The sequence below is a fragment of the Deltaproteobacteria bacterium CG11_big_fil_rev_8_21_14_0_20_49_13 genome (genome assembly GCA_002796305.1).
GTDB lineage: Bacteria > UBA10199 > UBA10199.
Genome location: PCWZ01000039.1, coordinates 24,289 through 31,074, shown reverse-complemented (window position 1 = coordinate 31,074; position 6,786 = coordinate 24,289). Strand labels below are relative to the sequence as shown.

The 6,786-nt window shown below is 42.4% G+C and carries 8 protein-coding genes and 2 pseudogenes; 3 read left to right on the top strand and 7 right to left on the bottom strand.

Features of this window, described 5'->3' with window-relative positions:
• Positions 1-109 precede the first annotated feature (109 nt).
• The 5 genes and pseudogenes from COV46_03360 to COV46_03340 form a co-directional block, all read right to left on the bottom strand.
• A pseudogene (locus COV46_03360) lies at positions 110-205 on the bottom strand (transposase).
• A gap of 74 nt (positions 206-279) precedes the next feature.
• Positions 280-571 (bottom strand): annotated as a pseudogene (locus COV46_03355) (hypothetical protein).
• A 111-nt stretch (positions 572-682) separates the two neighbouring features.
• Positions 683-1,369 (bottom strand): hypothetical protein, encoded by a 687-nt coding sequence (locus tag COV46_03350; GenBank protein ID PIR17668.1) that lies wholly within the window; start codon positions 1,367-1,369, stop codon positions 683-685.
• Positions 1,359-2,666: a hypothetical protein gene (locus COV46_03345; protein ID PIR17667.1), complete on the bottom strand. Its 1,308-nt coding sequence runs from the start codon at positions 2,664-2,666 to the stop codon at positions 1,359-1,361. Before COV46_03345 ends, COV46_03350 begins: the two co-directional genes overlap by 11 nt.
• A 5-nt stretch (positions 2,667-2,671) precedes the next feature.
• Positions 2,672-3,697 carry a hypothetical protein gene (locus COV46_03340; GenBank protein ID PIR17666.1) on the bottom strand — a complete coding sequence of 342 codons (1,026 nt, stop codon included), beginning with the start codon at positions 3,695-3,697 and terminating at the stop codon, positions 2,672-2,674.
• A gap of 445 nt (positions 3,698-4,142) precedes the next feature.
• On the opposite strand from COV46_03340, the gene COV46_03335 reads away from it, so the two are divergent.
• On the top strand, positions 4,143-4,259 hold the full coding sequence (locus COV46_03335) for a hypothetical protein (protein PIR17665.1): 117 nt from the start codon (positions 4,143-4,145) through the stop codon (positions 4,257-4,259).
• An 11-nt stretch (positions 4,260-4,270) separates the two neighbouring features.
• Here COV46_03335 and COV46_03330 read toward each other — a convergent pair whose 3' ends face one another.
• Positions 4,271-5,212, bottom strand: a complete 942-nt coding sequence (locus tag COV46_03330) for a hypothetical protein (protein ID PIR17664.1) — start codon at positions 5,210-5,212, stop codon at positions 4,271-4,273.
• A gap of 43 nt (positions 5,213-5,255) precedes the next feature.
• Between COV46_03330 and COV46_03325 the strand changes: the two genes are divergently transcribed.
• A complete protein-coding gene (locus COV46_03325) occupies positions 5,256-5,750 on the top strand; it encodes a hypothetical protein (protein ID PIR17663.1) in 495 nt (164 codons plus the stop codon).
• On the top strand, positions 5,750-6,436 hold the full coding sequence (locus COV46_03320) for a hypothetical protein (GenBank protein PIR17662.1): 687 nt from the start codon (positions 5,750-5,752) through the stop codon (positions 6,434-6,436). Before COV46_03325 ends, COV46_03320 begins: the two co-directional genes overlap by 1 nt.
• Positions 6,437-6,466: 30 nt before the next feature.
• Here COV46_03320 and COV46_03315 read toward each other — a convergent pair.
• Positions 6,467-6,786: four helix bundle protein (locus tag COV46_03315; protein PIR17661.1), on the bottom strand; the 320-nt coding region annotated here is incomplete at its 5' end.

Here is a 6,786-nt window from a genome sequence, read left to right as displayed (position 1 = left end):
CGACCGGAAAATTGCTGATTTAGATGTGGTTGAATATATTGGCGCAGCGGTGTGAAAGTAAAGAGTAAAGACTTGACCCCTTTACCAGGCGTTCAAGAAATGATTTATAATCTTTATCGTCGGCAAATACCTTTTGCCTGTTATTTCCGCGTGCAATGACGTGATAAAACGCCCCCGGAAATTCTATCCTCGGTTTGCGAGCCATGCATCCTTACTATTAAATTGTAGGCACGTTGTCAATACCGAATTACCGAAGCCTGACCCCATTTATGACCCCATTTACTGCATCGGATGATAAAGATCGTCCTGCAGGGAGAGGATCGGAATGTCCGACCACTCGGCCATTTCGCTTAAGTACTTGTTGCCGATGCCGTAGAAACAGTTCCTGCACGCTATTGCATGTCCCATGCGCGAAAGGACGAGCGCGGTGTCCTTTGCAGTCTCGCCAGGGCGTGAGCTCACCGCGTTTCTTTTTTTCCTTTAGCTCACCGGCCACTTCGAACATATGGTCCAACTGCGCCTTTGACCAATCCTGTTCCGAGATGAAATGCTTGCTCTTGTTATAGCTCATTTGTTTCTCCTTATCTTCGAATTAGCAGGCTTCACCTGCGCCATTTGGTCGGCAAGATAAACATCTTACTGTTAGACTGGCAAGTGGAAAATTATCAGGCCTATCATTGACCTAAATTTTAATGACCCTCGCGTGACAATGGTCCGTTTCTTTAGAAAAAAAATTGATAATTTTTTGTGCAACTGTTCCAGCAGAAATTTGAGCAATGTTGTTCATTTCGGACCTAAAGGGAGGCGGTTGAATAGCATAGCACAGCATAAGCGTCGAAAGCTGTTTATCTGAAGCCAGCCCGTTAATATAGATTTGTAGTGCACTTTTAGAACATGAATAGGCAGTACTGCCACCAATGGCCTTATTCGCCAAGGAAGATGTGATAGCAACACATCTTACTTTATTTTTTATTGCTCCTGTTTTCAAGCCATTTACAATACTTGATACAACATTCACTGTTCCCCAAAAATTGGTATTCACAACGTCTTTCCATAAATCAATACTAGTGCCGACATCGGTTCTAATATATTTTCCGCTACAAATAATAATGCGATCTACACGATTATATTTAGAAATGACCTGGGAGAGAAAATCATTAACGCTTTTTGCATCTGTAATATCGCCTTTAAAGGTCAATAGCCTAAGGTTGTCTTTCTGAACAGAACATAGAGTGGCTCTCAACCCTTGCAATCTTTCAAGCCTTCTCCCAAAGGCACAAATAATTTTGCCTTTATAAAAAAGCCTGCTGGCTAGATGCCAACCAAGGCCGCTTGTGGCCCCGAATATGACATGCACCTCATTTTTCATGATAGAAATCCTTACAGATCGCGGTGATTGCGGATTCTGCTTCAATTTGCTTTATTTTACAATGCCATTTAAACGACCTATTTAATTTCGAGTAGGAACGAAAAGTATGTGAACAGCCTCCACCACAAAGATATTTTAACCAACATTTTTTACATCTGGAGCTGTTAACATGACCTATAATCTTCCTCCAAAGATCGTTTGGAGGAACACCATCAAAAACACTGATCCCCAATTTGCTGATGGAATCAAGCCTTTCACATAAGTACATTTCGCCTGTCGGAGATACAGTAAGCTCTTCTAAACCACCCCCGCATCCAAAATAAAGCTTCCCCCCCTTTTTGATCCGATTAACCAATGTGCCAATGGTTTGGTTCTGCCTATAATCTTGATTTTTCAAAAACAACTCATATTTACTGATAAACTCTTCCCATTCGCCGTTAGTTGGCAGAACTTCTTTTCTGTCCGTGGCCGCGATACAAAAAGCAATTTTACCAGAAGCTGTTTTTTTCAATTCTTCCAACCATCTCAAATCGCCAACGTTGGCCTTGGTCAGAACGACCAATAGATTGCAACAAACACCCAACGCCTCAAGCTTCTTGATGTTCTTTTTCACCAAGTCATAACTTTGTCGGCCATCAACAAACGTCCTATAAATGTTATGTTTTATGTCCGAGCCATCAATACTGACTTGAACTCCTATTTTATTATCTTTAATAAAGTTGGCGATTTTTTGATTTATTAGCGTCCCGTTTGTAACCAGAAACCACTTAATTTGTTTGTTATAAATTTTGGAGAGCTTCTCCCCCATTTCGATGAGGCTTTTAATAGTCCTAAAATTTAGAAGTGGTTCTCCCCCATATAAATTAATGAACACTTCCTGGTATGGGCTATTCTTAAGCAGATATTCTAATGAGGCCACTGCGGTCTTGGAGGACATCTGCGCATGACATTTCAAATCGCTCGGTTTATCCCTCTCAAAACAATACTTACAAGCCAAGTTGCATCCATCTGTAAGCATCAACACCAATCTTTTCAAAGATGGCGCAGAAATATATTCATCATCGCAAGTCGATAAAAATCCATTACTAATTAGTTTCTCCATTTCAGATAAAGAAATCTTCCACTCTTTTTCATAATTTTCTTTGAGAAATTTCGTTTTTGATACGCGATAAGAGTTGTCTTCCAATAGCTTTAGCGTCTTTGATAAATGATTTCGAATCTCAATGATCGAATATGTCCTTGCGTCAAATAAATATAGCTTCTTGCCTTTTGAAATTAAGTGAAACAATAGATTCATAAAATTCACAATCCCTCGGCAATCAATTTAAGCTCATTTTTTACCAACCTCTCTAATTCATCGGGGCCAAGGTATGTAAGTACTTTAAAATCATGCTTATTTGTCAGACGTTTAATAATAACGTAAGAAATATAATAGCCGCTTCTTGGGGGATACTGACCGCCGCCATAAGCAAAATATGACTTGATAATTTTCCTATTAGAGGATTCAAACACCTCGTATATATCTTGCGCCAGCACACGTTCTTTTGATGTCAAATTATCATAGTCCTTTTTACTTAATAAAAGCACAGCAGAAATGTCGGCATGGTTCAAGTATAAACTTGAAAAATACGTTGCCATACCCTCTGCTACAATCTTGCCGGCTATGCTTGCATAATTGATTTTTTCTTTCTTCCTTAGAAGGATTTGTTCTTGGAGAGAATGAAATGTTTCATGCGCCAAAATAATTTCTGTTTGTGAGTCATCGAAAAATGACGAGCTAAGAGAATTGATATGAACCATGTTGTGGTTATTGCCAAACCATTGGGTTTTTGCGTCGATCAAAACAGGAGAGATCGCCAAAACAACATCGACTTGGAACTGTTCGCGGCAAAATGAATCCGCAAACTTCGACAGTTTATCTAGAAACAATGGCATGTTTTTCGACAGGTATTTGGCTTGCTGTGTAGCATCAAATAAGGCTGGCAACCGCTTCCATAATATTTTCTTGCGGTGGCTTTCAGATATACCCGGATAAGCATCGGACCAATAAATAGCATCGAGATATTTAGAATATTTTTGCTCGTAGTCTAGCCACCACTTGAATTTGGCCCTCATATCATCGGCGGGATACTTATCGGCGTAAAGAATAAAATCCGTGGTATAATCTATGATATTAAATCTCAACTGCCCCGCATGGGCATTTCTGGCAAAAAAGCATAAGAACACTCCCAATACACCTATAAATTGAAACGCCATTTTCATCACAGCGGCGTATGGCCCTCCAAATTTTATATTATCCATGTTGCGCAAGTTTCGCATGTCGCACATGTTTCACATGTCGCACACGTTGCGCAAGTTTCGCATGTTGCACATGTCTCACAAGTCGCACATGTTGCGCAAGTATCACATGCTAAAAGCGGATTAGCAAATTTCCCTTGCGGCGCATGTCTATCAATGCCCGGACTAATCACCACAAACGAATCCAGTTGGCTTTCTTCCAAAGAATCTACATTGCCTGTTCCATCGTGTTCAGAAGGCTTCGGTTCCGCAACTCTAATCAAAACTTTCGTTGTTTCCATACTCAACTTCTTTCTTGGTATCATGCTAACGTTCCAGCAGTCACCAAAAACTCCCTGCAGAAAAACCTGTCATAGATTTTTCTTACCGTCAATAAATTTTCACCGCCTTTAAATGGGGTCAGGCTTCGGTAATTCGGTATTGACAACGTGACAACCGGAATAAGTTTAGGACCCGGGATGAAGCGAAGAGAAAGATCTTTGAATATGTGGAGATGTATTATAATCGCAGAAGGGCTCATTCAACACTTGGCAATCTGAGTCCCTTTGAGTACGAAAGACAGGCAATCCTGTCTAAACAAAACGTCCACTAAATGGGGGAAGGTCAATCGTGATTCCCCTTTATATTGCGTTTTTCTGCCCGCAGGCATTGGATAAAATTTATTGTCGATGATGACAGTGGTCTGTCCTTTCTGAACGCGACTCCCACGCGACGCTTAACACTTGTCCTGATGGGCAACTCCACGATTCTTCCAAGCTGTATGTCTCTTAACACGGAATAGTTCGGAACTATGGAAATACCTAGACCAGCTTCGACAAACGCAACTATTGCAGAAACCTTGATGGTTTCAAGAAGAATATTTGGCACTATTCGCTGCTTTGCCATTGCCTCGTCAACAAGCGAACGTGTCATAGATGACTGGGGAAACAAAATGAAGGGAAGATTAACTAAGCGATCTTTTCTTAAACTACGATGAGCTGGTGAACCGATAAAAACCAACCTTTCATGAAAAAGGAGCTCATTTCCAAGGCTTCTGGGGAGATTATCAAGTGTAATGAGTGCAAGGTCGATAGTGCCGGCAAGAAGATGTTGTACGGCCATCCCTGAGGCTTCAACAGAAGGTATAAGTTGGATAGATGGTTCTGTCGCGAGAATTTTTCTGATAGCCCCGGCCAAGATTGAGTGTGTCACCGAATCAATTGTTGCAAATCTGACGACGGAACTCTTTTCCCCATTTGTTGTAAGTGCGGTTTTTAATCCATCCATACCTACTACAAGGGGGTCAGCAATATCGCGGAGTTTTATGCCCTCTGGTGTCAACTCCATTGTGTTCCCTGAACGGACTATGAGCCTTATTCCGAAAAGTTCCTCAAGAAATCGCACATGTTGTGTAAGGGCCGGTTGCGTAAGATGAATGCGTTTTGCCGCCATGCTCACGCTCTTGAGTTCGGCAATGGCAAGAAATGATTTGAGTTGATGATACATATAAAATATATTGATAAGTCTATAAAAACAATTAATTTGCCTTATAATATACATTTGCATTATGTCAACCAAAGAATTGAAACAACAAACAAAGGAGGAACGAATGTCTGACGTTAAATGCAAATTACAAAGTGACGGTGCCAAGACGTGCTGGGAAACAAGAAGTTATCAGGGACAGGAGTTGCGTTGCGAAGTGAGGCCGAGCGCGTGGTGGAGCGGTCGGGAAGATATGTGTGTCTTGCCGGAACAACAGATTGTCGGCGGTGTCGAATTGCCGTGGGCCACCACTGTTTATATCAAAAAGAGTGAGAACGGTAAAAAGTGGATTTCATATGCCCGGGTACAATCGCTATTTGGGATGGGTGAGACTATACGCTTCAAGGGAATGTCCATTCCCCACGCGCTCGGAGTATTTTTTAACGAAGATGGCATAGTCAGTTCAATATCGTTGTTCCATGATGGTTGCACACTGCTTCTAAAGGGGCAAAAGTATCCATGGGACGCTTGTTGCAGGCTACATAATGGTTGCTCGATAATGTTCACAAATGACGGTTCATTCAACCGCTGTGAGACGTTCGAAATGCCGGGGAGTGACTGATGAATATAATACCAATCAAGGCGGTTTTTTTCGACTGCGATGGTGTGATCGCTGACACGATGGGCGATCATGCAGAGGCGTGGGTAAGGGCTTTTCGAGATCATGGAATAGAAATCAATGGCAAATGGGTTTTCGAATATGAAGGTGCGCCTTTTCGCGACGTTGCTCGGGAATTTTTCAGGCGGTGCGGAGTCCAACCCGACGGCGCCCTATTGGAAACGGTTGCACTCGATAAGGAGCGGCATTTCGGCAAGATGCACTGCCCCAGCATCTACAGCGGAATATTGCCCATCCTCGGGCTATTGCGGAAACGCGGCATCCCCTTTGGACTCGTGACGGGTGCCTCAAGATTGGCTATAGCACGAACATTGCCGAACGATGTATTGGGACAATTCAGTGTAGTTGTTACCGGTGACGACGTGGAACGAGGAAAACCGCATCCCGATCCATATCTCAAGGCAGCACAACTGCTGTCTATCAATCCACAAGAGTGCATTGTTATTGAAAACGGTGTTTTTGGAATTCGCTCCGCGAAGGCAGCGGGAATGCGGTGTATCGCGCTTCAAACAACATTAGACGCGACATATCTCATGGATGCAGACATAGTTCTAAAAGGGCATGTTGAGCTCGAATTAACGTTTAAAAATCTCTTTTCAATTCCTCCACCGATTTCACCAAGTTGGTGAGCATTTTGGCGGTGATGTCGAGGTGATCATTCATTTTATGCTCTGTATCAGCTTGGTCAGCATCTGGCAGATTCTCTGCAATGACGCTTTCCATTCCACTGCCACCGTTGCATCAATAATCGACAAATCGCAAAACAAGGAAATCAACGGGACACATTCGTATGCCGATCCTTTGGCGATTGAGTAAAACTGTTTCTTCTCACCTTTGGCATAACGACCAGCGCCTTCAGCGATATTCAATGCAATTGAAGTTGATGCCCTTCTGAATTGATCAACGAGGCTCCAATGACCACGTGGAGAATTTTCGGTGGATTTGGCTACTTGTTTGGCAAACTCCAAGGCAAGTTTAT